General features: G+C 49.8%; 16 protein-coding genes, 16 tRNA genes and 2 rRNA genes. 28 read left to right on the forward strand and 6 right to left on the reverse strand.

From position 1 onward, the window contains the following. Positions 1-40: 40 nt before the first annotated feature. Together perR and NSS64_RS01205 are read left to right on the forward strand one after the other, a co-directional pair. Positions 41-472, forward strand: a complete 432-nt coding sequence (gene perR, locus NSS64_RS01200) for a peroxide-responsive transcriptional repressor PerR (RefSeq protein WP_340938063.1) — start codon at positions 41-43, stop codon at positions 470-472. Positions 473-666: 194 nt separating this feature from the next. Further along, positions 667-2,388, forward strand: a complete 1,722-nt coding sequence (locus NSS64_RS01205) for a glycosyl hydrolase family 18 protein (RefSeq protein WP_340938066.1) — start codon at positions 667-669, stop codon at positions 2,386-2,388. Positions 2,389-2,514: 126 nt separating this feature from the next. Here the strand turns inward: NSS64_RS01205 and NSS64_RS01210 are convergent, their stop codons facing one another. Further along, positions 2,515-2,880 carry a DUF2614 family zinc ribbon-containing protein gene (locus NSS64_RS01210; protein ID WP_340938068.1) on the reverse strand — a complete coding sequence of 122 codons (366 nt, stop codon included), beginning with the start codon at positions 2,878-2,880 and terminating at the stop codon, positions 2,515-2,517. A 128-nt stretch (positions 2,881-3,008) separates the two neighbouring features. Between NSS64_RS01210 and NSS64_RS01215 the strand changes: the two genes are divergently transcribed. The 21 genes from NSS64_RS01215 (at position 3,009) to NSS64_RS01315 (ending at position 12,910) form a co-directional block, all read left to right on the forward strand. Continuing rightward, on the forward strand, positions 3,009-3,884 hold the full coding sequence (locus tag NSS64_RS01215) for a nucleotidyltransferase-like protein (protein ID WP_341138953.1): 876 nt from the start codon (positions 3,009-3,011) through the stop codon (positions 3,882-3,884). A 505-nt stretch (positions 3,885-4,389) separates the two neighbouring features. Beyond that, positions 4,390-5,950: ribosomal RNA gene (locus tag NSS64_RS01220) — 16S ribosomal RNA — on the forward strand. 228 nt (positions 5,951-6,178) lie between these two features. Beyond that, positions 6,179-9,105: ribosomal RNA gene (locus NSS64_RS01225) — 23S ribosomal RNA — on the forward strand. Together the 16S and 23S rRNA genes with 16 tRNA genes alongside form the textbook arrangement of a ribosomal RNA operon. A 63-nt stretch (positions 9,106-9,168) precedes the next feature. Beyond that, positions 9,169-9,244 (forward strand) — tRNA-Asn (locus tag NSS64_RS01230). Between the two features lie 3 nt (positions 9,245-9,247). Then, positions 9,248-9,337: transfer RNA gene (locus NSS64_RS01235), tRNA-Ser, on the forward strand. Between the two features lie 23 nt (positions 9,338-9,360). Further along, positions 9,361-9,435 (forward strand) — tRNA-Glu (locus NSS64_RS01240). Positions 9,436-9,473: 38 nt separating this feature from the next. After that, positions 9,474-9,549 (forward strand) — tRNA-Val (locus NSS64_RS01245). 32 nt (positions 9,550-9,581) lie between these two features. After that, positions 9,582-9,655: transfer RNA gene (locus NSS64_RS01250), tRNA-Met, on the forward strand. A 78-nt stretch (positions 9,656-9,733) separates the two neighbouring features. Continuing rightward, positions 9,734-9,811: transfer RNA gene (locus NSS64_RS01255), tRNA-Asp, on the forward strand. A 133-nt stretch (positions 9,812-9,944) separates the two neighbouring features. After that, positions 9,945-10,020 (forward strand) — tRNA-Phe (locus tag NSS64_RS01260). Positions 10,021-10,035: 15 nt separating this feature from the next. Further along, a tRNA-Thr gene (locus NSS64_RS01265) sits at positions 10,036-10,111 on the forward strand. Positions 10,112-10,117: 6 nt separating this feature from the next. Next, a tRNA-Tyr gene (locus NSS64_RS01270) sits at positions 10,118-10,203 on the forward strand. Positions 10,204-10,209: 6 nt separating this feature from the next. After that, positions 10,210-10,283: transfer RNA gene (locus tag NSS64_RS01275), tRNA-Trp, on the forward strand. Between the two features lie 27 nt (positions 10,284-10,310). Then, positions 10,311-10,386, forward strand: a tRNA-His gene (locus NSS64_RS01280). Between the two features lie 48 nt (positions 10,387-10,434). Further along, positions 10,435-10,510: transfer RNA gene (locus tag NSS64_RS01285), tRNA-His, on the forward strand. Between the two features lie 19 nt (positions 10,511-10,529). After that, positions 10,530-10,604: transfer RNA gene (locus tag NSS64_RS01290), tRNA-Gln, on the forward strand. A gap of 6 nt (positions 10,605-10,610) precedes the next feature. Beyond that, positions 10,611-10,685 (forward strand) — tRNA-Gly (locus NSS64_RS01295). A gap of 8 nt (positions 10,686-10,693) precedes the next feature. Then, positions 10,694-10,767, forward strand: a tRNA-Cys gene (locus tag NSS64_RS01300). Positions 10,768-10,796: 29 nt separating this feature from the next. Further along, positions 10,797-10,875 (forward strand) — tRNA-Leu (locus tag NSS64_RS01305). Between the two features lie 161 nt (positions 10,876-11,036). Continuing rightward, the gene (locus tag NSS64_RS01310; RefSeq protein WP_341138954.1) at positions 11,037-12,065 is read left to right on the forward strand and encodes a helix-turn-helix transcriptional regulator; all 1,029 of its coding nucleotides are present in this window, start codon (positions 11,037-11,039) and stop codon (positions 12,063-12,065) included. Between the two features lie 50 nt (positions 12,066-12,115). Beyond that, complete coding sequence (locus tag NSS64_RS01315; protein ID WP_341138955.1) at positions 12,116-12,910, forward strand: SDR family NAD(P)-dependent oxidoreductase; 795 nt, start codon at positions 12,116-12,118, stop codon at positions 12,908-12,910. Here NSS64_RS01315 and NSS64_RS01320 read toward each other — a convergent pair. Then, complete coding sequence (locus NSS64_RS01320) at positions 12,907-14,172, reverse strand: CynX/NimT family MFS transporter (RefSeq protein ID WP_341138956.1); 1,266 nt, start codon at positions 14,170-14,172, stop codon at positions 12,907-12,909. The two genes, NSS64_RS01315 and NSS64_RS01320, sit on opposite strands and share 4 nt — an antisense overlap. Beyond that, entirely contained in the window at positions 14,169-14,846 is a 678-nt protein-coding gene (locus NSS64_RS01325) for a FadR/GntR family transcriptional regulator (RefSeq protein ID WP_340994448.1), read from the reverse strand. Before NSS64_RS01325 ends, NSS64_RS01320 begins: the two co-directional genes overlap by 4 nt. A gap of 209 nt (positions 14,847-15,055) precedes the next feature. Between NSS64_RS01325 and NSS64_RS01330 the strand changes: the two genes are divergently transcribed. Both NSS64_RS01330 and NSS64_RS01335 read left to right on the forward strand, forming a co-directional pair. Continuing rightward, the gene (locus NSS64_RS01330) at positions 15,056-15,577 is read left to right on the forward strand and encodes a MarR family transcriptional regulator (RefSeq protein WP_341138957.1); all 522 of its coding nucleotides are present in this window, start codon (positions 15,056-15,058) and stop codon (positions 15,575-15,577) included. A 21-nt stretch (positions 15,578-15,598) separates the two neighbouring features. Continuing rightward, positions 15,599-15,814, forward strand: a complete 216-nt coding sequence (locus tag NSS64_RS01335) for a hypothetical protein (RefSeq protein ID WP_341138958.1) — start codon at positions 15,599-15,601, stop codon at positions 15,812-15,814. Positions 15,815-15,884: 70 nt separating this feature from the next. Here the strand turns inward: NSS64_RS01335 and NSS64_RS01340 are convergent, their stop codons facing one another. Next, positions 15,885-16,454: a TetR/AcrR family transcriptional regulator gene (locus NSS64_RS01340; protein ID WP_341138959.1), complete on the reverse strand. Its 570-nt coding sequence runs from the start codon at positions 16,452-16,454 to the stop codon at positions 15,885-15,887. Positions 16,455-16,618: 164 nt separating this feature from the next. On the opposite strand from NSS64_RS01340, the gene NSS64_RS01345 reads away from it, so the two are divergent. Beyond that, positions 16,619-17,578: a carotenoid biosynthesis protein gene (locus tag NSS64_RS01345; protein ID WP_341138960.1), complete on the forward strand. Its 960-nt coding sequence runs from the start codon at positions 16,619-16,621 to the stop codon at positions 17,576-17,578. Positions 17,579-17,706: 128 nt separating this feature from the next. Here NSS64_RS01345 and NSS64_RS01350 read toward each other — a convergent pair whose 3' ends face one another. Together NSS64_RS01350 and NSS64_RS01355 are read right to left on the reverse strand one after the other, a co-directional pair. Then, a complete protein-coding gene (locus NSS64_RS01350) occupies positions 17,707-18,687 on the reverse strand; it encodes a serine hydrolase domain-containing protein (protein WP_341138961.1) in 981 nt (326 codons plus the stop codon). Between the two features lie 178 nt (positions 18,688-18,865). Then, positions 18,866-19,786 carry an aldo/keto reductase gene (locus NSS64_RS01355; RefSeq protein WP_341138962.1) on the reverse strand — a complete coding sequence of 307 codons (921 nt, stop codon included), beginning with the start codon at positions 19,784-19,786 and terminating at the stop codon, positions 18,866-18,868. A gap of 159 nt (positions 19,787-19,945) precedes the next feature. Here NSS64_RS01355 and NSS64_RS01360 point away from each other — a divergent pair, with 159 nt between their 5' ends. Together NSS64_RS01360 and NSS64_RS01365 are read left to right on the forward strand one after the other, a co-directional pair. Then, on the forward strand, positions 19,946-20,338 hold the full coding sequence (locus NSS64_RS01360) for a MerR family transcriptional regulator (protein WP_341138963.1): 393 nt from the start codon (positions 19,946-19,948) through the stop codon (positions 20,336-20,338). Positions 20,339-20,445: 107 nt separating this feature from the next. Then, positions 20,446-23,511 carry a glycoside hydrolase family 2 TIM barrel-domain containing protein gene (locus tag NSS64_RS01365; protein WP_341138964.1) on the forward strand — a complete coding sequence of 1,022 codons (3,066 nt, stop codon included), beginning with the start codon at positions 20,446-20,448 and terminating at the stop codon, positions 23,509-23,511. The last annotated feature ends 48 nt before the right edge of the window (positions 23,512-23,559 follow it).

Here is a 23,559-nt window from a genome sequence, read left to right on the forward strand (position 1 = left end):
GAATTATTATTAAGTTGTATAATCAAAGGCGGTGGCATGGATGGGTAGTGGCGTACAGCATGCATTGGAGCAACTCAAGACAACCGGTGTCCGTATTACGCCTCAGCGTCATGCGATTCTAACGTATCTGATGGAAGCGATGAATCATCCTACGGCAGACGATATCTACCGGGCACTTGAGCCTCAGTTTCCGAGTATGAGTGTGGCAACTGTGTATAACAATCTTAAGATGTTCATGGAAGCAGGTATGGTCCGTGAGCTGACCTACGGTGATAATTCCAGCCGTTTCGACGCCAATGTATCTGATCATTATCATGTTATCTGCCAGGAATGCGGCAAGATTGAGGATTTCAGCTATTCTACTCTTCATGAGGTAGAGCAGCAGGCCGAACGGGCCACGGGCTTCAAGATTCATGGATTGCGTATGGAGCTGTACGGTGTGTGCAAAGGCTGCAGCGAGAAGCAGCACTGAATGGAATAACATCTATAAGCGTGTGGAGTCCGAATGCGGATTCTGCACGCTTTTTTGTAAGGAGAGAGAAAGATGCTGTTACAAAAATACAAACCTTCCAAGAGATTCGCGCAACCAAGCTCGGCTGCATGGCGTATACTTAACAGAAGTGATGCCTGCTTTTAAAAATCAACGAATGGTTTGGAGGACCTATTTTGGACAGAAGACAGAGACAAAGACGCGTCACGAAGCGTGGAAGTCTTACTCGCCGCTTATTGGGACTTGTCATCATAGCCGCCGCAGCCTTTTGGGTTGTTTATTATGTACTGCCGAACCGCCAGCATGTGGACCCGGACTGGAAGGGGCTGGACAAGCCGATTTTTGTGAAGGGACAGCTTACCGGCTATTCAGCATCGGGTACGGGGGACGGGCTGCTTTTACCGCTGCCTTTTTTGCAGGAATATGTAGATTCTTCTATCCGTTATGAAAAAGAAAGCAAATCAGTTATTCTCTCAACGGACAGCAGTCTATTGTACATGCAGGAGGAATCAACAGCCGCAGCGCTGAACAATGAACCTCTGCAGCTTCGCCTTGCTCCCGAGGTTAAAGATAAAGTGACCTATCTTCCAGCAGATACGCTGGAGAATCTGTACGGCTTCGAGATCGAAGAGGATACGAATACCGGTGCAGTGCTGCTAATGACTGCAGGTGAATCGGTGCCGCTTGGCAAGGTGAAGGGCAAAGAAGGCGGGAAAACGAAAGCCCTGCGCAGTGAACCCTCGGTGCATGCACCGATTTTTGCTGATATGAACCCCGGGGATGTCGTACGAATCTGGAATACGGACACGAAGGACTGGGTATTCGCTCAGCTTGATAATGGTTATTCGGGTTACGCCCAGGCGGATGATATTACCGAAGACGGTACCCGAACTGTAGAGAAAAAGCCCGAAACACCTACACGTGCGCAGCGCAGCTGGAAGGATAAGCCGGTTAATATGTTCTGGGAAGCTGTGTACGAACGCAAGCCGAATCCCGCCAAATTCGCAGCCTTGCCTGGAATTAATGTGGTTAGCCCCACCTGGTTCAGCATTATTGATGTGAAGGGGAATGTGCGCAGCCAGGCAGACCGCTCTTATGTGGATTGGGCGCATAATCAAGGGATGGAGGTATGGGGGCTGCTCAGCAACAGCTTTGAACCCGATTTGACTACTGAAGCCTTATCCACATATGACAATCGGATGAATGCCATTGTTCAGATGCTAAAGTATGCAGACCTGTATAACTTAGACGGGATTAATATCGACTTCGAGAATGTGTACACCAAGGATGGACCGAACGTAACGCAGTTCATGCGGGAACTGAAGCCGATGGCCCAGAGCCGGAATCTGATTGTCTCTATTGATGTTACGCCGAAGTCCAAGAGCGAGATGTGGTCCCTGTTCCTCGACCGCCGGGCGCTTGCCGCCGTATCCGACTTCCTGGTTGTAATGGCCTACGACGAGCACTGGGCAGCCAGTCCGGTTGCAGGATCAGTAGCCTCTCTACCGTGGGTTAAGACCTCTATGAACCGGATTATCGAGGAGGATGAGGTGCCGGCTGAGAAGCTGATTCTAGGAGTGCCGCTCTATACGCGGATTTGGACGGAAGCTACCGAGAAGGGGAAGACCAAGGTAAGCTCCAAGGCTGTCAGCATGAATGCGGTCAAGGAGATTATCGCCGAGAAGAAGCTGACACCCGTATTCGATAAGGAAGCCGGACAGAACTACGTGGAGTATAAGGAAGAGGATGTTCTCCGCAAAATCTGGATCGAGGACACCACCTCGCTCACAGCCAGAGTAGAGCTGGCCCAGTCCTTGAAGCTGGGCGGTGTGGCAGCCTGGAACCGTAGCTTCGCCAGTCCGGAGGCATGGGAAGCATTGAAGGGAATTATAAAATAAGATGATCTCAATATAAAAAGGTGTTGTCCTACAGTGGACAACACCTTTTTTGGCAGACAATACTATTCTTACATTACCTTGTCTCTTAATAAATACATAATGTCAGTAAGCACGGCTTGGATAGGATTAGTGTTTCAGTTGCTGGGCTTCCAGCTCTTCGGCAGTAATGGTAGCTTGTGCAGGGTCCATGGTGAGGATGGTGTGGCAGAACATGCAGCGGTCGGTTTTGCCCAGCATTTTGGTCAGCTTATGACACTCCGGACATTCCACCTGAACCGCACTGGTTGAGAGCATGCCCGCCCAGAAATAAATAGCCAGACTGGCCATCATGGAGACGAGTCCAATGACAAGACCGACAGCAGCAACGACTTTGCCGGCAGATCCCCAGAATACAATACCTGCGGTTCCCATGATCATGAGACCCATGCCAAGCATGGTCAGAAGCAGTCCCCAGGTGCGAAAAGCATTGATTTTGGCCGATTTAAATTTCATGAGTACGATCTCCTAACTGAAATATAGTTCGGTTGTTCAGGAGGAACTGGCATGAATATGTAGAATAAGCTTATGTATAGAGATTATAACTGACGGACGCAAAATCGCCAAATTTGATGGAGGGAAGTATGGAACTGTCCAATTTGACCCTATTAAGCGGGGAGACATTTGAGGAGAATGTTCTTGGAGCCGTTGCTTGGCGGCAAAGAGGAGATGCCACGTTTCAAAGTGCGCTGCTGCACGATTTTGATATGGTGCTCCTTCTGCTGCATGAGGAACAGGAGACGGAACGCATCATAACCCATAGCATTGCCGGTGATAAGCGGACACAATCGGTGCATGTAGGTCTATCTGCATTGGAACGTGCTGTCATGGCCGGAGATAATAACGAGCTTCTTAGCAGCCTGATATCCGGAGAGGTACTCTGGGACCCGAAGGGGATCTTGGCGGAGATGCGTAAGCAGCTCACCCAGTTTGAGGGCCCGCTTAAAGAACGGGTGCTGTTCATGGAATTCTCCCGTTTTTTACATATGTATATTAAGTCCAAGCGTTATATTGAAGCAGGCTGTACCATGGATGCCTATAATTGCGTACTCATTGCCTTGTATCATTGGGCGCGCATTGAAGTGAGTGAAGCGGGGTATTTCCCGGAACCGGCAGTATGGGGACAGGTGAAAAGCTTGAACTCCCCGGTCCATAAGCTATATGAAGAATTGACTATCAGCACAGAGACACTGGACCAGAGAATCGAACTGATCCTGCTTGCCTGTGAATTTGCCCTTATGTCAAAAATGGAGGATTGCTGTATCATGCTGCTTCATATCCTGGGCAGCCGTAAGGAGGCGTGGAGCATTAAGGAGCTTCTGCAGCATTCGGGGCTCAGCCCGCTCCAGGCAGAGTTGCCGCTTGTGCTTCGCAAGCTGGTATCCCGTTCATTAATCCGGGAGATCGCCTCGTGGGCAGTTGATGCCGGGGATGGTCATGCCATACGTTATACCCTTTAAGATAACATATCGCCTACTGGCGGTAACAGCTCTATATAGATAGCATTAGCGGGAGAATGGAGAGGGTGAATGTACTCTCTTTTTTTATAGAATTTATATGTTTGGGGGCCCCCGCAAAGTACCTGAGTCATCACCTACGCTAAAGCCTCACTTTGTGGGGTTATTTTATTTGCCCAGGTTTGCAGGGAAGCTGAATATTTAGGGTTGACTAGGGTGCAGTTCTTATGATAAATTATAACTCGTCCCTCTGACATAACGATGCGCAGCAATGCAGTCGTAAATCAGCCGAAAAAAGAAATTAAAAAAAAGGTTGACTAAAACAAGGACGCTGTGATATATTATAAAGGTCGCTGCTGAGACAAAAAACGGCGACGAAATATGAGTTTGATCTTTGAAAACTGAACAACGAGTGAGTATCTGGAGATCACTTCGGTGAGATCCAAAATTAGAGAATGTAAATTCTCGTCAGATGTTTCAAAATGAGCAATCGCTCTTTCTAAATACCAATTTGGAGAGTTTGATCCTGGCTCAGGACGAACGCTGGCGGCGTGCCTAATACATGCAAGTCGAGCGGAGTCTGAAAGGAAGCTTGCTTCCTTTCAGACTTAGCGGCGGACGGGTGAGTAACACGTAGGCAACCTGCCCTCAAGCCTGGGATAACTACCGGAAACGGTAGCTAATACCGGATAATTTCTTTCTTCTCCTGAGGAGAGAATGAAAGGCGGAGCAATCTGCTGCTTGGGGATGGGCCTGCGGCGCATTAGCTAGTTGGTGGGGTAACGGCCCACCAAGGCGACGATGCGTAGCCGACCTGAGAGGGTGAACGGCCACACTGGGACTGAGACACGGCCCAGACTCCTACGGGAGGCAGCAGTAGGGAATCTTCCGCAATGGGCGCAAGCCTGACGGAGCAACGCCGCGTGAGTGATGAAGGTTTTCGGATCGTAAAGCTCTGTTGCCAGGGAAGAACGTCCGGTAGAGTAACTGCTACCGGAGTGACGGTACCTGAGAAGAAAGCCCCGGCTAACTACGTGCCAGCAGCCGCGGTAATACGTAGGGGGCAAGCGTTGTCCGGAATTATTGGGCGTAAAGCGCGCGCAGGCGGTTATTTAAGTCTGGTGTTTAAACCTTGGGCTCAACCTGAGGTCGCACTGGAAACTGGGTGACTTGAGTACAGAAGAGGAAAGTGGAATTCCACGTGTAGCGGTGAAATGCGTAGATATGTGGAGGAACACCAGTGGCGAAGGCGACTTTCTGGGCTGTAACTGACGCTGAGGCGCGAAAGCGTGGGGAGCAAACAGGATTAGATACCCTGGTAGTCCACGCCGTAAACGATGAGTGCTAGGTGTTAGGGGTTTCGATACCCTTGGTGCCGAAGTTAACACAGTAAGCACTCCGCCTGGGGAGTACGGTCGCAAGACTGAAACTCAAAGGAATTGACGGGGACCCGCACAAGCAGTGGAGTATGTGGTTTAATTCGAAGCAACGCGAAGAACCTTACCAGGTCTTGACATCCAACTAACGAAGCAGAGATGCATCAGGTGCCCTTCGGGGAAAGTTGAGACAGGTGGTGCATGGTTGTCGTCAGCTCGTGTCGTGAGATGTTGGGTTAAGTCCCGCAACGAGCGCAACCCTTGACTTTAGTTGCCAGCAGGTGAAGCTGGGCACTCTAGAGTGACTGCCGGTGACAAACCGGAGGAAGGTGGGGATGACGTCAAATCATCATGCCCCTTATGACCTGGGCTACACACGTACTACAATGGCCGGTACAACGGGAAGCGAAGCCGCGAGGTGGAGCCAATCCCAGCAAAGCCGGTCTCAGTTCGGATTGCAGGCTGCAACTCGCCTGCATGAAGTCGGAATTGCTAGTAATCGCGGATCAGCATGCCGCGGTGAATACGTTCCCGGGTCTTGTACACACCGCCCGTCACACCACGAGAGTTTACAACACCCGAAGTCGGTGGGGTAACCCGCAAGGGAGCCAGCCGCCGAAGGTGGGGTAGATGATTGGGGTGAAGTCGTAACAAGGTAGCCGTATCGGAAGGTGCGGCTGGATCACCTCCTTTCTATGGAGAATCGTCTTCTGCAATGAAGACATTCAAATCTTAAATCTAGCCGGTCGGCTAGTTACTCACTCGTTGGTCAGTTTTGAGAGTTTAAGCTCTCAACTTGATCCTTGAAAACTGGATACCGAAACGAATTTGCGTTTTAGAACATCTTTTAGCTGAAACTTGTGTAAGCAAGTTGAAATAGTTATTAGTTGCTACCGTGATTTTCCTTAGGGAAAACGCATTGGTTAAGCTACTAAGAGCACACGGAGGATGCCTAGGCGCCAGGAGCCGACGAAGGACGTGGCGAACAACGAAACTGCCTCGGGGAGCTGTAAGCAAGCTTTGATCCGGGGGTGTCCGAATGGGGAAACCCAGCTGTGGTAATTCGCAGTTACTCGTATCTGAATACATAGGATACGCAGAGGCAGACCAGGGGAACTGAAACATCTAAGTACCCTGAGGAAGAGAAAACAATAGTGATTCCGTCAGTAGCGGCGAGCGAACGCGGAACAGCCTAAACCAAGGGGCTTGCCTCTTGGGGTTGTGGGACGTCTCACATGGAGTTACAAAGGAATAGAGTAGGCGAAGAGGTCTGGAAAGGCCCGCGATAGAGGTAAAAGCCCTGTAGCCCAAACTGTGTTCTCTCCGAGACGGATCCCGAGTAGTGCGGGGCACGTGAAACCCCGTATGAATCCAGCAGGACCATCTGCTAAGGCTAAATACTACCTGGCGACCGATAGTGAAACAGTACCGTGAGGGAAAGGTGAAAAGCACCCCGGAAGGGGAGTGAAATAGAACCTGAAACCGTGTGCTTACAAAAAGTCAGAGCCCGTTTTAGGGGTGATGGCGTGCCTTTTGTAGAATGAACCGGCGAGTTACGTTTAACATGCAAGGTTAAGGTGAGAAGCCGGAGCCGCAGCGAAAGCGAGTCTGAATAGGGCGACTGAGTATGTGGACGTAGACCCGAAACCGTGTGATCTACCCCTGTCCAGGGTGAAGGTGCGGTAACACGCACTGGAGGCCCGAACCCACGCATGTTGAAAAATGCGGGGATGAGGTGGGGGTAGCGGAGAAATTCCAATCGAACTCGGAGATAGCTGGTTCTCCCCGAAATAGCTTTAGGGCTAGCCTCGGTGAATGGAGTGGTGGAGGTAGAGCACTGATTGGGTGCGGGGCCCGCAAGGGTTACCAAGCTCAGTCAAACTCCGAATGCCATTTACTTCTTGCCGGGAGTCAGACAGTGAGTGCTAAGATCCATTGTCAAAAGGGAAACAGCCCAGACCATCAGCTAAGGTCCCCAAGTGTGTGTTAAGTGGGAAAGGATGTGGAGTTGCACAGACAACCAGGATGTTGGCTTAGAAGCAGCCACCATTGAAAGAGTGCGTAATAGCTCACTGGTCGAGTGACTCTGCGCCGAAAATGTAACGGGGCTAAACACACCACCGAAGCTATGGCTAGATGCGTATGTATCTGGGGTAGGGGAGCGTTGTATATACGTTGAAGGTGTACCGTAAGGAGCGCTGGAGAGTATACAAGTGAGAATGCCGGTATGAGTAACGAAAAGATCAGTGAGAATCTGATCCGCCGAAAGCCCAAGGTTTCCTGAGGAAGGCTCGTCCGCTCAGGGTAAGTCGGGACCTAAGGCGAGGCCGACAGGCGTAGTCGAAGGACAACAGTTTGAAATTACTGTACCACCGTAATCCGCTATGAGCGATGGGGTGACGCAGGAGGGTAGTGACGCGGACTGATGGATGTCCGTCTAAGCAGTGAGGCTGGTGTGTAGGCAAATCCGCACATCGTAAGGCTGGGCTGTGATGGGGAGCGAAAATTACAGTAGCGAAGGTCATGATCTCACACTGCCAAGAAAAGCCTCTAGTCAGGAGAAGGTGCCCGTACCGCAAACCGACACAGGTAGGCGAGAAGAGAATTCTAAGGCGCGCGGAAGAACTCTCGTTAAGGAACTCGGCAAAATGACCCCGTAACTTCGGGAGAAGGGGTGCCTCGGTAGGGTGAATAGCCCGAGGGGGCCGCAGTGAAAAGGCCCAAGCGACTGTTTAGCAAAAACACAGGTCTGTGCGAAGCCGTAAGGCGAAGTATACGGGCTGACGCCTGCCCGGTGCTGGAAGGTTAAGGGGAGCGGTTAGGGGTAACCCGAAGCTGTGAACCGAAGCCCCAGTAAACGGCGGCCGTAACTATAACGGTCCTAAGGTAGCGAAATTCCTTGTCAGGTAAATTCTGACCCGCACGAATGGCGTAACGACTTGGGCGCTGTCTCAACGAGAGATCCGGTGAAATTTTAATACCTGTGAAGATGCAGGTTACCCGCGACAAGACGGAAAGACCCCATGGAGCTTTACTGCAGCTTGATATTGAATTTGGGTACGATCTGTACAGGATAGGTGGGAGCCGTGGAGGCAGGAGCGCAAGCTTCTGCGGAGGCGCCGTTGGGATACCACCCTGATCGTATCTAGGTTCTAACCTGGTGCCCTCATCGGGTACGGGGACCGTGTCAGGCGGGCAGTTTGACTGGGGCGGTCGCCTCCTAAAGAGTAACGGAGGCGTTCAAAGGTTCCCTCAGAATGGTTGGAAATCATTCGCAGAGTGCAAAGGCATAAGGGAGCTTGACTGCGAGACCTACAAGTCGAGCAGGGACGAAAGTCGGACTTAGTGATCCGGTGGTACCGCATGGAAGGGCCATCGCTCAACGGATAAAAGCTACCCTGGGGATAACAGGCTTATCTCCCCCAAGAGTCCACATCGACGGGGAGGTTTGGCACCTCGATGTCGGCTCATCGCATCCTGGGGCTGAAGTAGGTCCCAAGGGTTGGGCTGTTCGCCCATTAAAGCGGTACGCGAGCTGGGTTCAGAACGTCGTGAGACAGTTCGGTCCCTATCTGTCGTGGGCGCAGGAAATTTGAGAGGAGCTGTCCTTAGTACGAGAGGACCGGGATGGACGTACCGCTGGTGCATCAGTTGTTCCGCCAGGAGCATGGCTGAGTAGCTACGTACGGACGGGATAAGCGCTGAAAGCATCTAAGCGTGAAGCCCCCCTCAAGATGAGATTTCCCAGTATGTAAGACCCCTTGAAGACGACGAGGTAGATAGGTTGGAGGTGGAAGTGCAGCAATGCATGGAGCTGACCAATACTAATCGGTCGAGGGCTTATCCAAACACACTAACACACAAATTCGTTTCGGATTCAGTTTTCAGGCGATCAAGCTTGATATGTATATTCCCTGATAGCTCAGTTGGTAGAGCACTCGACTGTTAATCGAGTTGTCACAGGTTCGAGTCCTGTTCGGGGAGCCATATGGAGAGGTGTCCGAGTTTGGCCGAAGGAGCACGATTGGAAATCGTGTAGGCGCCACAAGCGTCTCGAGGGTTCGAATCCCTCTCTCTCCGTAGCGTTACTTTTCACACAGCATGGCTCGTTGGTCAAGGGGTTAAGACACCTCCCTTTCACGGAGGTAACATGGGTTCGAATCCCATACGAGTCACCAATTTCTTCTTTGAATGATGGGAAGAGAGAGTCATATATGGAGGCTTAGCTCAGCTGGGAGAGCATCTGCCTTACAAGCAGAGGGTCGGGGGTTCGAACCCCTCAGCCTCCACCATCTATCTTAACCGAATAGATTTTGTACAATGACGCGGGGTGGAGCAGCCCGGTAGCTCGTCGGGCTCATAACCCGAAGGCCGCAGGTTCAAATCCTGCCCCCGCAATTAATCCCCACAAAGTGAAGATGTGCTCTGTAGCATATTCCGAATACTTTCCGGGGACCCCATAAGTACTTTTAATTTGGAACCGTGGTGTAGTTGGCCTAACATGCCTGCCTGTCACGCAGGAGATCGCGGGTTCGAATCCCGTCGGTTCCGCCATTTTTAATGGCTTAAGGGATGAGAATTCCCTGGGTTCGTTGAAGCATAGGCATCGTAAGGAATACTTCGCAATCTCGTAACGGAGTGAAGAGTATCCCGCCCTGTTCCGCCATCTTTACAAAATTACTTTTATGGCTCGGTAGCTCAGTCGGTAGAGCAAAGGACTGAAAATCCTTGTGTCGGGGGTTCGATTCCCTCCCGCGCCACCATACACAACTTAATATGCCGGTGTAGCTCAATTGGTAGAGCAACTGACTTGTAATCAGTAGGTTGGGGGTTCAAGTCCTCTCGCCGGCACCATACCGTGGAGGCTTAGCGAAGTGGCCAAACGCATCAGACTGTAAATCTGCTCACGTACGTGTTCGGTGGTTCGAATCCATCAGCCTCCACCATTTTTTAGGGGCATAGTTTAAAGGTAGAACAACGGTCTCCAAAACCGTTGGTGTGGGTTCAATTCCTGCTGCCCCTGCCAAGTAATTTCATATAAAAGAATCATATGGCGACCGTGGCGAAGGGGTTAACGCACCGGATTGTGGTTCCGGCATTCGTGGGTTCGAGACCCATCGGTCGCCCCATTTCTTTTATAAGAATTACATAGCAACATAACTTAAAAGCTTCATATGGCGACTGTGGCGAAGGGGTTAACGCACCGGATTGTGGTTCCGGCATTCGTGGGTTCGAGACCCATCAGTCGCCCCATTTTTATTTAATAAGATGTTGGGGATTAGCCAAGCGGTAAGGCAACGGACTTTGACTCCGTCATTCATAGGTTCGATTCCTATATCCCCAGCCATTATATGCGGACGTGGCTCAGCGGTAGAGCATCGCCTTGCCAAGGCGAGGGTCGCGGGTTCGATTCCCGTCGTCCGCTCCATTTCATGTGGTGCCATAGCCAAGTGGTAAGGCAAAGCTCTGCAAAAGCTTTATCCCCAGTTCAAATCTGGGTGGCACCTCCATTATTTTTTTGGAATTATATATGTAGTACGCCGGCGTGGCGGAATGGCAGACGCGCTCGACTCAAAATCGAGTGGGAAACCGTGGAGGTTCGAGTCCTCTCGCCGGTATCATATTAATAACAGACAGCTCATTAGAGAATAATTCTAATGAGCTTTTTTTATATTTATTGCACCGATCTTATTATTTCGATCGGCTATAATCAGAAGAATCAATGATCTACGATTGGTGGATCATTGCAATTGAAATTAGTTCTTGGAGGTCGACAGCCATGAATGCCCCTTTCGCAGACCGTATTAAGATCGCGCCCGGTTTCTGGACCAGCCTGAAGGGAATAGGGGTAGAACCTATTGATGTAGCACGCAAGGCATGCCTGCCGCTAACCATCATCACCGAACCGGTAGTCACGACCGCCCAATATTATTCGATCTGGCAAGCCTATTCCGAACTAGTCGGAGACATCGCTACGGGAATCGTCAAGCTTGCGGCCGCATACAAGACAACTCAATATCCGCCGGCTGCTTTGGCGACCTTTCACGCTCGCAATTACCGGGACGCGCTAAACCGAATGGCGCGCTATAAGCAATTGTGCCCCCCGGAAAACTTGAGGATTCAGGAAGAAGGCGAGCTATATTTGATTGAATTGGAATGGCAGCATGCCGAGCTATCCGGACCGCCGGTGCTTGTCGGCATTACGCTCGCCTACCTGCTCGAGCTCGGACGCCGGGGAACCGGCCGTTTCCTTAAGGCACATTCCGTAGAATTCATTAACTATATGGGCGACGTTCAAGCCCTTGAAGGTTACTTCGGCTGTCGAGTACGGACGGGGACGGAGCGCAATCAGCTAACGCTCAATCGCGAAGATCTGGATCGCCCCTTCACGTCGTACAATGAAGAACTTCTTGAGATTCTGACCCCCTCCTTGGATCGTACGCTGGAAGAGCGACAGAGCCAGCTCACAATGAGCACTAAGGTGCAGTGGATTCTCTCACGGTGCCTGACTCAAGGGAAAATCGATATCCACTCCGTAGCCTCCGAGTTGGGGATGAGCGAGCGTACCTTGCAGCGCAGGCTGACGGAAGAAGGCGGGAGCTTCAAGCAGCTGCTGGCGAAAACGAGGCGGGAGATGGCCGTTGCTTACTTGGCAGACCCTGCATTGGAGATCAAAGAGGTCGCTTTTCTTATTGGTTACGAGGACCAAAATTCGTTTTATCGCGCTTTTCGCGCATGGACAGGGGAGACTCCTGCCAATTGGCGCGTCACGCAAGATAATTGGCGCTCTATGCTAGTTACCGAGTAGACGAAACGATGTAATATGATCCCTATCTTAGACACAAGGAGTGCAGACAGATGGATATGGGATTAAAGAACAAGACAGCTTTAGTAACGGGATCAACTAAAGGCATAGGAAAAGCGATCGCCTGTGAACTTGCCAGGGAAGGTGTTCATGTTCTCATAAATGGACGCAACAATGATGACGTAGAGCGTACGGTAGCTGAGATTCAAGCAGCGTTCCCGGAAACGGAACCGCGGAATGCAACCGCTGATCTCATCGATTCACGGCAAAGAGAAGCTTTATTCGCAAGTTTTCCCCACGTCGATATCCTGGTCAACAGCATGGGTATCTATGAGATCATGTCCTATGACTACGTAGACGATGCCGTATGGGAGAAGTACTTCCGCACAAACTTTCTTGCCGCCAACGCCTTAACCAAGTTTTATTTGCCTTCCATGCTGAGTCGTGAATATGGCCGTATTATCTTCATCGCGAGTGAGGAAGCCGTTATGCCTTCAGGACAGATGCCTCAATACGGTGTGACCAAATCCATGCTGTTGTCATTGTCCAAGAGCTTGTCCAAGCTGACCCGTGGCGCCGAAGTTACAGTGAACACGATCCTGCCGGGACCGACCCTCTCCGAGAATGTGCTTAAAATCATCGAGAGCATATATTCGAACGAAGAGATGATGTTCGAGGCTAAAGAGAAGGACTTTATGACGAAGAACCTGCCTCAATCCGAAATCGGGCGGTTTATCCGACCAGTGGAGATTGGCCGGTTGGCTGCTTTCCTGTGCAGTCCGATGGCCTCCGCCTTCAAAGGATCCCCGATCCGAATAGATGGGGGAATGGTACCGACAATCTTTTAATTTTTTGCGCGCCGATCATCCGACGAACCCACAAATTGATTTCTGGCCGCACCGAGACCAACGATGCCGAGGAGAGCAGACGCGCCGACTAATATCAGAAGTGGAGCGCCCCAACTATGACTGGCATCATGCAAGTATCCAATCAGCGCCGGGCCGGTAGCTGCCAGCAGATATCCGATGGATTGGGCCATGCCCGATAAATCGGCCGCCTGGTGGGCACTTTGGGTACGTAAGCCGAAGAACATCATGGACAAGCTAAAGGCAAAGCCCGATCCAATGCCAAGAATAATCACCCAAAGCAGAAGCAGATGGATACTGCTATAGAGAAGTCCTAGGGTTCCAATCAAAAGCAGAATGGTTGTAATCCCCACTAACAACCGCTGGTTAGACATACGGCCTGCCATCACAGGAACGATAAAGGCAAAGGGGAGCGAAGCCATAATCAGAACCGAGAGAAACCAGCCCGACTGACTTGAACTGATGCCTTGATCTTTCAAGATTTCAGGCAGCCAGGCCACCAGCACATAGAAAATGGCCGATTGTATTCCCATAAATAGAGTCACCTGCCAAGCGAGTGGAGAGCGCCAGATATTAACCTGACGATTGTTAGCTGCACTGCCAGCAGCAGCGGCTGGTTTCACTGGAGTCTTGAGCTGCGGTATCCAGAAGAGAATGGAGATCACGCTGAGTATCCCCCATATTCCCAAGGCCCCTTGCCAGCTCAAGCCTGCCCCCACAGCTAAGGGAACACTGATCCCGGAAGCGATTGCCCCGCACAGATTCATCGAAACCGAATAAACCCCCGTCATCGTACCCAGTTGCTGCGGAAATTCCCGTTTGATCAGGCTGGGAAGTAATACATTACATATCGTAATAGCAAATCCTAGAATTGCTGTTCCCACATACAAGGTCACTGCTCCGGATAACGACCGGATAGCAATACCGGTGACCAAAAAAATAAGGGAAACCAGGATCATTCGTTCTACCCCATATTTATGTCCTAATTTCGGCACAAAAGGTGATAACAAGGCAAATGCGATTAGTGGAACGGTGGTAATCAGGCCTGCTAATGTATTTGAAATATGCACGTTGTCCCGAATAAGACTGACCAAGGGTCCTACGGATGTGAGGGGAGCGCGCAAATTCGCTGCGATAAAAATAATTCCTATGACCATGAACCAGAGTGTTGCTTGCTTGCGAATGCCGGTGCCCGACATTCCATTTCCATCCTGTTGGTTTAACAATTGTTCTGATGAACTCATAGATGTTCCTCCTGTGTACGGGCCTTGTCAATGTATAAACGTACAGCCTCTTCAGCTTGATGACTATCCTGATTGGCAATAGCTTGATAGAGCAGGGCATGAGAGTCGAGATAAAAATCCACATGTTTAAAATACTTCATTTCCAAAACCATGCTCTGAAGCGCCTCGGAGATATGATTGTACAAGTTGGCCATCAATTGGTTATGTGATGCAGCAATCACCATCTTGTGAAACTCCACATCCCAATGGGCATAAGCTTCGAGATCCTGCCGGCCGGCTGCTTGTCTGCATTGGTCCAGGCATGCCCGCAGTGCCTCCAAATCTTCCTCGCCTCTCCTGAGCGCCGCCAGGGCAGCAGCTTCTCTTTCTAGTGCATAGCGGACCTCCAGGCTCTCAAGCCTATCGGTATGCTGAATCACTTTTCTAATCACTGACCCCAAAACGCTCGAGGAGCAGACATAAGTCCCATCCCCTTGCCTGGTCTTCAGCAGACCTGCATAGGTTAGAGCCCGAATGGCTTCCCTCAAGGTATTACGGCTGACTTGAAGCTGCTCCATTAGCTCGGGCTCTGGAGGAATACGTGTCCCAACTTGCCATTCGCTGCTTTCGATCTTCTCCTGGATCTGGTAGGCTACCTGTTCCACCAAGGTTAAACGTTGAGTCTGAGCTAACAATCGAATCATTCCTTTACAAACGTAGGATGTTTGGTACTTTGGTTGAATTATAGCAGATTACCTTTGGCTTGAAAAGATGAAAATGATATTGATTATCAATATCAATCATGCTAATATGATTTTGTTCAGTGCTGAACAAAAAAAGAAGAAGAATCTATCGCTGCATCGAATAAGGTCTGCAACTAAATACATGAGAGGAGAGAAGTAAATTGGAGTTTCCAAATCATGCTAAAGGTCACCTTTACGGGCAATATATCAGAATGCTGCATTTGAACGAATTGTATACAGAACATGAAATTAACGTGTTTCGGGAGCAAGCCCACAAGCTTCAGATTGATATGCTCTCCAATAATATTACCAGTGTGCATGTTATTGATTGCATTGGTGATCATGAGCCCATTAACCATACCGGAATTACTAAAAGAATGAATCTGTCCAAAGCAAGTATTACAAATATTAGTTCAAAGTTATTGGAGATGGGTTTCATTGTGAGAAATCAAATGAACAACAACCGGAAGGAAAGTTATTTCACTCTAACGGATAAGGGAAGACAGGTATATCAACTGCACCAAAAGATGCATCAAGAGAAAGAAGAGAGCTTTTACCAGTTCATTGACTCTTATTCAGAGACTGAGTTACAGACGATCGGGAAATTCATGGGTGATCTGTTGGCGCGTGCTGAAAAGTACTACGCAAGGGAAGGATCGGAGAATGACGACACTAAGGATTAAGATGGAAGGAAGCATCGGCTGATGAAGAAGAAAAACCCGGACATGTCCGAATTACAGCAGATTGCCAGGGAGAAAAGGAAGGTTCAATTCTACCTCAGATTGATGTTGGGACTCGGCTCAAGCTGTGGTGTAATGGTACCGATTGAACCCTTTTTTACAACTTTAAATGAGCTTTCCGCTCATGAGGCCGCACTTTTACAACAACAAGCAAAGGATCAATCAGATCAATCGGAATGAACAGGAAGAAAATGAATATTGGGAAAAAGAGAAGCGGCCTTCAAAAAAGAGGGACGCTTCATTTTTATGATTATAATTCCTCTGCATAAAATGCTTTGGATACGGCCTCTGTGGCTTTATCAATAAAAGTTGCAACCTTACCCGGGCTTTCCTTCAGGCCACTGCTCACCCATTTTTTAATAATGGCTATACTGCCATGAGCGGTGAACGTATACCAGGACTCAAATAATTGCGGATCAAAATATTTTAATTCCTGTTTCCATCGCTCAATCGTTAGATCGTGACTGATATAAAGGATTCTTTCTAATAGTTCTTTATCGCCATGCTCAGAGAACAGAACCTCACATATCGTTTTATTCGCTTTTATATACTTACATAATTCATAAGATAGCTTTTGAGGATTGGACGAACTCATCCCAACTTGCTTAATGTCTTCGTAAAGATCATTTTCGATCGTCGAAAGAAGCTCAAACTGATTCGCATAGTGTGAATAAAAGGTGTTGCGGTTAATATTTGCTTCACTGCAAATGTCGGTCACGGTAACTTTATTAATAGACCGCTCTGTCAACAGCTTCAACAGGCTTTCTTTGATAACCATTTTTGTATATCTGACCCGGTGATCTGTTTTTTTGTCTGACATCGTATCCTCCTAATTTAAAATAATAAAATAGTAAATGAACAAATCTAATATGAATTGTATAATAACTAACATAATCCAAACGAACAGCCTGTTGTTTAACTAACATGATGATATTATAATTTATTTAAACATTCGATTCAAATTAAATTAATTGGAGGAAGAAAATGGGTAGTATAACTGTAGTGCCTGTATGGGTTATTCAAGACATTCTTGTCTTAATTGCTGCTGTCCTAATGGTATTCTATATCCTTGATAAGGAAACACATCCCAAAACGGTTTTACTGCAATTTATAGGTTTTGTGTTCTTTTACGCCGCCGTTTTTGAAATTACTGCTTCATCGCTTGGGGAAGGTTTCTACGCCTATGGGCGCAGTATTTTAATGTTGTTTAACATACCAATTACTGTCCCTATTATTGAGTTCCTGATTATTTATTCCACCTTGCGTGTGCTAAAGTCTGTAAATATACCGTCTTGGACGAAACCGTTTATTACGGGATTAAGTGCGATGGTGTTTGACTTTTCACTCGACCCGGTGGCCGTTAAACAGATTTTTGAGACCATGGATGGAACCATTGCAAGATGGACTTATTATCCGCTGGCCGGTGAACCTCAAATTTATGGGGAACCCGTGATGAATTTTACAGGATGGATTTATATCGCCGGATATTGGACCGTCTTTATTCTAATTGGTGAATGGTGGCATAAAAAGAAAGGCTATAGTAAAACCGTGGGTTATATCTATCCGTTTTTGGCGGCCCTTGCGTCATTGGCTTGTATGTTCTCCCCTTTATCCAACTTCTTTAATTACATGGGTCCGTTCTTCGCCAGAGAATCTAATATGCAATGGGTGATGTTGATTGCACTTTCTGTCATTACAATCGGAGTTTTAGCATTAGCTTTCACAAAGTTCTGGGACCGGAAGGCTAACTATTCAATCACTCCCAAAAAAGATTTTCCGATCATGTTTACTTTCGTAGGGTTCCCCCTGGTTAACACTATGTTTTGCCTCATAGGAGGTTTCACAGAAGTGTTGTGGCTGGTCGTTCTGGCTCAAATCGTATTAATGGTAGCCTGGATCGGAATTTATAGGATGGGTAAAAAAGCAAGTCCAACCGCGAGGTAGTTAAAAAAACACCGCCAGGCTTTAGACTCTAAAGCTGGTGGTGTTTTGCTGCTATCTTCGTTAAGGTAGCACATTCCCGGCTGCGCGGTAAATCTCGTACCATTCCTCGTGGCTGAGGGCGGTGTCGGTTACTCCTTTGTCGGCTCAAACAACGGTAGGATATACTTTGTAATTAATTCAATTCTGTCCTTCGCACGCGGCATGAAACGCGAAGCAATCGTAACTACGATTTTCTTGTCGGGATTTACGTAAATCGCATTTCCGCCGTCGCCCAAAGCCGCATAACAACCTTGTCCCTCATTGTTAACAATCCACCATAAATACCCGTAAGGTAACTCTCCCCATCGGCTGTTTTCTTGGGTACTGTCCTTGATCCATTTTGCGGATAGCATTCGCTTGCCGTTCCACAAACCTTCATTTAGGTATAGCTGACCGATCTTTGCCATATCCAAGGGGGTTAAGGTAAGTCCCCAACCGGCGGTGCTCGTCCCTTTGGGATCTATGATCCAACCATTAACAAATTTATCTTTGAGGAACGCCAAATACTCTTCTTTACAATGTATATTCGCATTAGGGGGCGCTTTGATCCCCAGTGGTTCAAACAGATTTTCTGTGGCAAAATCAAGTACAGATTGGCCGGTTGCATTGGTGAGGATTCCCGACAGGACCTGTAGGCCGATTGTGGAATACTTGAATCCTCCTGGATCGTCCTTGCCACCCAACAAGTCCAGTGCAGCTTTGGTCCAGTCCTCGCTGGTATAGACCTTTGTATATGGCTCCGACTTGTATTTATACGGTGCGGTCATTGTCAGTATATTTTTTATTGTGATATTCTGTATCGTTTTTTCACCGCGTTTGACCGTGTAATCAGGAAAAAATTCCAATACTTTCTGGTCAATGCTTTTAATATAGCCTTTGTCTATGGCAATGCCGATCAGTGCAGACACAACGATCTTCGTCACCGATGCAATATGGATCGGATCGTCAGCGGTGTAGCCGTCAAAATAGCCTTCATATACCTTTTCGCTGCCGAGCAGTACTACAATACCAGCAATATTACCATACTCTGTTTTAATCAGATTCTCGAAATCTAGAATTCTGTTATTCATACTTGTTCTCCTTCTAAATATAAGTACATCGATGTCTGTGAAAAGCGTATTATGATATAAATTTTTTTGCAAGAGCCTATTATAAAACTTGCTTGAAGTCCTGGGTGCAAATACAAAAAGACCCGCAAACCCCTTTCTAAAGAGGAGATTTGCGGGTCTTTCATACAGATGGTCTGGTTTAAGGCAGCACATTCCCGGCTGCGCGGTAAATCTCATACCATTCCTCGCGGCTGAGGGTGATGCTTGAGGCCTTGGCGATGTCGAGCAGGCGGGCAGTGTTGGTGGTGCCGACAATGGGCTGCATCTTAGCCGGATGGCGAAGCAGCCAGGCGGTCGCGATGGCGGTATCGGTTACCTCTTTTTCTGCGGCGAGACGGTTAATCACTTCATTCACCTTAGGGAACTTCTCGTTGCCGAGGAATACGCCCTCGAAGAAGCCATATTGGAACGGCGACCATGGCTGGATGGTCATATCGTGCAGGCGGCTGTATTCCAGGATACCACCATCGTGGACTACAGAACCGGAATTCGTCATGTTGACGTTGAAGCCGGCATCAATCATGCCGGTAACCATGATGCTGAGCTGAAGCTGGTTGAACAGAAGGGGCTGCTTGACGTTCTTCTTGAGCAGCTCAATCTGCAGCGGGTTCTGATTGCTGACGCCGAAATGCTTGACCAGCCCTCTGCGCTCCAAATCATCGAAGGCTTCGGCTACTTCTTCCGGCTCCATCAAGGTGTCAGGACGGTGGAGGAGCAGGACATCTACATAATCGGTCTGCAGCCGCTTCAGGCTATTCTCTACTGAACTGACAATATGCTCCTTGGAGAAGTCAAAGAAGCCATTCCTGATGCCGCATTTGGCCTGAATCATCAGCCGGTCGCGCATGCCGGGATTTGCAGCCAGTACGTTACCGAATACTTCCTCCGCTTTGCCGCCGGCATAAATATCTGCATGGTCAAAAAAGTCTATGCCCACCTCAAGGGCGCTGTGGATATGGACTTCAGCCTCTTTGGGAGACAAATCAGCGATCCGCATACAGCCGAGTGAAATCTCGGACACCTCAAGTGTACCGTTAGCCACATTAATTCTTTTTACCATTAATTATTCACTCCTTAAATGAAGGTATAGTGTAAGCTTAGACCTTAGAGTTAGGTGTAAGTCAATAGAATCATAGAGTGGCTGTTCATAGAAACGGTTTGGTGTTACCTTTACATATAGGTGAAGCCGGCAACGGCTGGCAGAGAGGAGCTTGTACGGATGGGATACAGTATCAAAACCATAGCACAAAAAAGCGGACTGAGCCAATATACGCTGCGTTACTACGAACGGGAGGGTGTATTGCCGGTTGTGGCAAGGGATGTGAACGGTAACCGTTGCTTCAATGATGAGGATCTGGAGCTGATCTCGCTAATCTGCTGCCTGAAGGATACCGGAATGGCTATAGCGGACATTAAGCAATTCATTGCGTTCTCGCAGGAAGGCAGGGACCGTCTGCCCGATCAGCGCAAGCTGCTGCAGGAGCATAAACAGCATATCGATGAGAAGATCAGGTTCTTTCAGAGCTTTGCGCAGAAGATTGACCATAAGATTGCTTATTTTGCTTCAATGGAGAATGAAGCGGAAGCCTCTGGAAATCATAAAACCAGCTGAAAGTCAGTTAACTGCATCTAAGTTGTAATCCTGCACTGGGAACTAGCGTGAACTTGGGATAGAATAAGAGCCAGATTCACCGAAAGAAGATGAAGGAGGATCATATAATGTCAGGCAATGAACCGAGTCTGGATTGGCTAAGCGATGTATCTGTATTTAAGGTGAACCGGTTGGAAGCGCATTCGGACCACCGCTATTATAGAACGATGGAGGAAGCAGAGACACAAGCCCCCATGGCGCTGCGCCACTCGCTGAACGGAGATTGGAAATTCAGTTATGCAGTGAATGTGGCAGCCCGTGTGCAGAATTTCTATAAGACGGAATTTGATACGAGAGGCTGGGGGGACATCCAGGTGCCGGGTCATATCCAGCTTCAGGGGTACGGCAGGCCGCAATATTCGAACACGATGTACCCTTGGGACGGTCTGGATGCTGTAAGACCGCCGGAGATTCCGGTGAGCAGTAATACGGTGGGCAGCTATGTGAAGTTTTTTGAGGTGCCGGAGAATATGGGCAAGGGACCGGTCTTTATTTCTTTTCAGGGGGTTGAGGCGGCTTGTTATGTCTGGTTGAACGGGCACTTCGTCGGCTACAGTGAAGACAGCTTCACCCCTGCGGAATTTGAATTGACACCCTATCTGCAGGAAGGAGCCAATAAGCTCGCGGTTGAGGTCTATCAGCGCTGTACGGGGAGCTGGCTGGAGGATCAGGATTTCTGGCGGTTCTCGGGGATTTTTCGTGAAGTGTATTTGTATACGGTTCCTGAGCTGCATGTACAGGATCTGCGGATTCAGGCTGGGCTGGATGCTTCCTATGAGCAGGGCAAGTTAACGGCTGAACTTCGCATGGCGTCAGAGGCCGAAGCTGTGATCAGAATGGAGCTGAAGGATGCGGCCGGGACTGTGGTGGCAAAAGCAGAAGGACGGGCAGTGGCGGGCAAGGCGGCTCTGAGTATGGATGCAGGCAAGGTGTTCCTGTGGAGCGCGGAGAATCCGTACCTGTATAACGTCTGTATCTCTGTATGTAATGGCGAAGGGAAACTGGTGGAGGCGATTGTGCAGCGGGCGGGCTTCCGCGTGTTCGAGCTGAAGGACAAGCTAATGCTGCTGAACGGCCAACGGATCATGTTCAAAGGCGTCAACCGCCATGAGTTCAACCCCCGCACAGGACGGAACATCTCCAGGGAAGATATGATTAAGGATATCATCATCCTGAAGCAGAATAATATCAACGCGGTGCGGACCTCGCATTATCCGAATCAGACGCTCTGGTATGAGCTGTGCGATGAATACGGGGTGTATGTGATTGATGAGATGAATCTGGAATCCCATGGCTCTTGGCAGAAGATGGGCGCCGTTGAGCCATCCTGGAACATCCCCGGGGATAAGCCGGAGTGGGAGGGGATTGTCATGGACCGGGCGGTGTCGATGCTGGAGCGCGATAAAAATCATCCGTCGATCCTGATCTGGTCCTGCGGCAATGAATCCTATGCGGGTGAGGTTATTCTGAAGGTGTCCCATTACTTCCGCAAGGCTGATCCGGGACGGCTGGTGCATTATGAAGGAGTCTTCCACAACCGCAAATATAATGACAGCAGTGATATGGAGAGCCGGATGTATGCCAAGCCCGCTGACATTGTGGAATACCTGGAGAATCAGCCGGATAAGCCGTATATCAGCTGTGAGTACATGCACGCCATGGGCAATTCGGTCGGGGGACTCCATAAATATATCGAGCTGGAGAGCCGGTATCCGCTCTATCAGGGTGGGTTCATCTGGGATTACATCGATCAGGCGCTGGTGGCCAAGAACCGGTACGGTGAAGAGTATCTGGCATATGGCGGGGATTTCGCTGACCGGCCGACGGACTATAGCTTCTGCGGCAACGGGATTGTCTTCGCTGACCGGACGATCACGCCGAAGATGCAGGAGGTGAAGTTCCTCTACCAGAACATCCGGCTTGTTCCTGAACGGGACGCCGTGACGGTGATCAACGGCAATCTGTTCGAGGGAACGGAGCGGCTGCTGCTGGAGTTCAGGTTGTTCAGAGAAGGACGGGAGATCTTCAAGGGGCAGCAGGAGCTTCATGTGGCCGCGCAGGAGGAATCACAGATACCGCTGGAACTGCCGGATGTATCCACAGCTCCAGGGGAGTACACTTTGGCTGTAAGTCTGGTGCTGAAGGAAGCGGAGCTATGGGCAGAGCCGGGGTTCGAGACCGCTTATGGAGAGCATGTGTTCCGCGTTGAAGCAGCCGGAGGAACGGCAGGCGGGAAAAAGGCACTGCTGCCTGCGTCCGGGGAGTTCGGCGTCATTGAAGGGGATGTGAACATCGGAATCACCGGACGCGGCTTCTCCGCCCTGTTCTCCAAGCAGGCGGGCTCGCTGGTGTCGCTCTGCTACGGAGGGCACGAGATGATTGCGACTCCGCCGGCTCCGCTGTTCTGGCGGGCAACGACTGACAATGATAAAGGGACTGCGCTGGGTTACCATGCCGGCGGCTGGTTCGCGGCCAGTCTGGCCCGCCAGTGTACGGCGGTCAGCCTGCACACCGAAGCAGACCGGGCAACGGTCAGCTTCGACTATGCCTTCAGCATCAGCAGTGAGCTGAAGGCAAGCATTGAATACACGGTCCATGCCGACGGCAGCGTCCGTGTCCGGATGGTCTACACCGGAGCAGACGGCTTGCCGGATGTGCCGGTAGTGGCGGTATCCTTCCGGATGCCGGCAGACTACGAGGCCACCGAGTGGTATGCCCGCGGACCGGAAGAGAACTACAGTGACCGCGCACATGGAGCGCGGCTCACCCGCTTCCGGCGTAAGGTGACGGAGCTGCCGTCACCGTATCTGGTGCCGCAGGAATCCGGCAACCGGACGGGCGTCCGTGAGGTGAGCATCACGGACAGCCGGGGGTATGGGCTGCAGGTTCAGGCGGCTGCGGGACAGCCGCTGGAATGTACGCTGTCACCGTATACAGCGTTCGAGCTGGAGCAGGCAGCACATGCTTATGAGCTGCCTAAGGTGCACTATACGGTTGTCACCCTCGCGGCACAGCAGATGGGTGTGGGCGGGGATGACAGCTGGGGGGCGCCGGTGCATCCGGAATACCGGATCGCCGCCGGTCAGCGGCTGGAATTCGAGTTCACGCTGACGGCGGCATTGCCGGAGGCGTAATAATCACTAAGTAAACAGGCCATCAGCGTATCCTTCGCTGATGGCCTG

It is taken from the genome of Paenibacillus sp. FSL H8-0122 (assembly GCF_038005345.1).
In the GTDB taxonomy this organism is placed as follows: Bacteria; Bacillota; Bacilli; order Paenibacillales; family Paenibacillaceae; genus Paenibacillus_AQ.

What these genes read in the sequence shown, in the direction of transcription:
- perR (WP_340938063.1), top strand. Translation starts at nt 41, where the DNA reads ATGGGTAGTGGCGTACAGCATGCATTGGAGCAACTCAAGACAACCGGT.
- NSS64_RS01210 (WP_340938068.1), bottom strand. Translation starts at nt 2,880, where the DNA reads ATGAAATTTAAATCGGCCAAAATCAATGCTTTTCGCACCTGGGGACTG.
- NSS64_RS01215 (WP_341138953.1), top strand. Translation starts at nt 3,009, where the DNA reads ATGGAACTGTCCAATTTGACCCTATTAAGCGGGGAGACATTTGAGGAG.
- NSS64_RS01310 (WP_341138954.1), top strand. Translation starts at nt 11,037, where the DNA reads ATGAATGCCCCTTTCGCAGACCGTATTAAGATCGCGCCCGGTTTCTGG.
- NSS64_RS01315 (WP_341138955.1), top strand. Translation starts at nt 12,116, where the DNA reads ATGGATATGGGATTAAAGAACAAGACAGCTTTAGTAACGGGATCAACT.
- NSS64_RS01320 (WP_341138956.1), bottom strand. Translation starts at nt 14,172, where the DNA reads ATGAGTTCATCAGAACAATTGTTAAACCAACAGGATGGAAATGGAATG.
- NSS64_RS01335 (WP_341138958.1), top strand. Translation starts at nt 15,599, where the DNA reads ATGAAGAAGAAAAACCCGGACATGTCCGAATTACAGCAGATTGCCAGG.
- NSS64_RS01340 (WP_341138959.1), bottom strand. Translation starts at nt 16,454, where the DNA reads ATGTCAGACAAAAAAACAGATCACCGGGTCAGATATACAAAAATGGTT.
- NSS64_RS01345 (WP_341138960.1), top strand. Translation starts at nt 16,619, where the DNA reads ATGGGTAGTATAACTGTAGTGCCTGTATGGGTTATTCAAGACATTCTT.
- NSS64_RS01350 (WP_341138961.1), bottom strand. Translation starts at nt 18,687, where the DNA reads ATGAATAACAGAATTCTAGATTTCGAGAATCTGATTAAAACAGAGTAT.
- NSS64_RS01355 (WP_341138962.1), bottom strand. Translation starts at nt 19,786, where the DNA reads ATGGTAAAAAGAATTAATGTGGCTAACGGTACACTTGAGGTGTCCGAG.
- NSS64_RS01360 (WP_341138963.1), top strand. Translation starts at nt 19,946, where the DNA reads ATGGGATACAGTATCAAAACCATAGCACAAAAAAGCGGACTGAGCCAA.
- NSS64_RS01365 (WP_341138964.1), top strand. Translation starts at nt 20,446, where the DNA reads ATGTCAGGCAATGAACCGAGTCTGGATTGGCTAAGCGATGTATCTGTA.